The organism is Bacillus sp. C30 (genome assembly GCF_040838255.1).
Lineage (GTDB): Bacteria > Bacillota > Bacilli > Bacillales > Bacillaceae_G > Bacillus_A > Bacillus_A mycoides.
This window is the reverse complement of record NZ_JBFPJH010000559.1, coordinates 1-1,533: the sequence shown is the minus strand read 5'-3', so window position 1 is coordinate 1,533 and position 1,533 is coordinate 1. Positions and strand designations below refer to the sequence as shown.

Here is a 1,533-nt window from a genome sequence, read left to right as displayed (position 1 = left end):
CATGCATACAATGTCTAATTAAGTGAATTACGTACGTCAAAATTTCAAATAAGGAGGGACATTTGTGGGGCAATTTGAACAAATGGTGATTGTCGGTATTTCCATGTCTTTTATACTGTCTATTATGATATTAGGGTCTACGTATTATAATCCTCGCCTTTGGTTAAATGATTATCCGAAAGATATTCAAAAAGTAGTTTTGCCAAAATCGATAAATGAAAAAAAACAAACGTTTTATTTCGGAATTATTTACAATATTATTCTCTTCGGAACGCCTTTAGTTTCTACATATATACTACATCACCATGGAAAATTATTGTATATTGAGGCCTATTTACATACTTTTGGGATTGTAATGATTTTCAATTTAGTAGATTTATTAATAATCGATTGGCTTATATTTTGCTGGATTACTCCAAGATTTGTTGTTATTCCTAGTACTGAGGAAATGAAAGGATATAAAGACTATAAGTTTCACTTAAGAGGTGCAATAGCTGGAACGCCATTTTTAGCAATTGTAAGTTTATTTTTGGCAGGAATTGCGACAACTATCTAGTGTGAAGTAGAAGGTCATGAAGAGTTTATAGAAGATAAGTAGATTTATAATGTATAGAATTAGAAATGAAAATTTGATAATATTGGAGTAGAAAGTTTTAAAAACAGTATATTAAGTGGTATTAATATACTGTTACAAATGTTTTGATACTCTGTGGAATTCCCTAATTTTATGGAAGCATTTGATAGAACTCAAAAAAACGCAATGGAGGCTAATATGAAAAAAATAATTGGCGCAGCAACAGCAACAGTTCTTGGATTGGGGGCTTTTACCACATCTGCTATCGCAGAAACTATCGTAACAGCGGATGTACTTAACGTACGTGAAAAGCCAACTACGGAATCAAAAATTGTCGAAAAAGTAAAAGAAGGACAAAAGTTAAAGGTCATACATACTGAAGAAGGATGGTCAAAAATTGAGTTAAATGGTAAAGAAGTATTTGTAAGTTCGGAGTTTACAAAAGATATTTACCATGTAACAGCAAACCTATTAAATGTACGTACTGAAGCAAACACAGAATCAGAAATTCTTGGCAGACTGAAACAAGATGATGTAATTGAATCAACACATCAAGTAAAAGATGGATGGCTGCAATTTGAGTATAAAGGAAAAACAGCTTATGCAAATGTTTCTTTCCTATCAAGTACAGCACCAATTGAAAAGAAAGCTGAAGAGAAAACGAAGCGAGTAGCGAAAGTACAAAAAGCAGTTAAAGCAAAGGAAGAAGTAAAAACGCAGAAAGAAGCAAAAGTACAAGAAATAGCAAAAGCGAAAGAAACAACAAAAGAGCAGAAAGAAACGAAAGCAGAAGAAATAGTAAAGCCTAAAGAAGAAGCGAAAGTAACAGAGAGAGTAAAAGTTAAGGAAGAAACGAAGGCAGAAGAAATAGTAAAGTTTAAAGAAGAAGCGAAAGTAACAGAGAGAGTAAAAGTTAAGGAAGAAATGAAAGCAGAAGAAATAGCAAAGACCAAGGAAGA

The 1,533-nt window shown here is 32.4% G+C and carries 2 protein-coding genes; both read left to right on the top strand.

Features of this window, described 5'->3' with window-relative positions; all coding sequences use genetic code 11:
* The first annotated feature begins 64 nt into the window (after positions 1–64).
* The gene (locus AB3X49_RS22820) at positions 65–556 is read left to right on the top strand and encodes a hypothetical protein (protein WP_002168155.1); all 492 of its coding nucleotides are present in this window, start codon (positions 65–67) and stop codon (positions 554–556) included.
* A gap of 216 nt (positions 557–772) precedes the next feature.
* A partial coding sequence (locus tag AB3X49_RS22815) for an SH3 domain-containing protein (RefSeq protein WP_367964923.1) occupies positions 773–1,533 on the top strand: 761 nt, incomplete at its 3' end.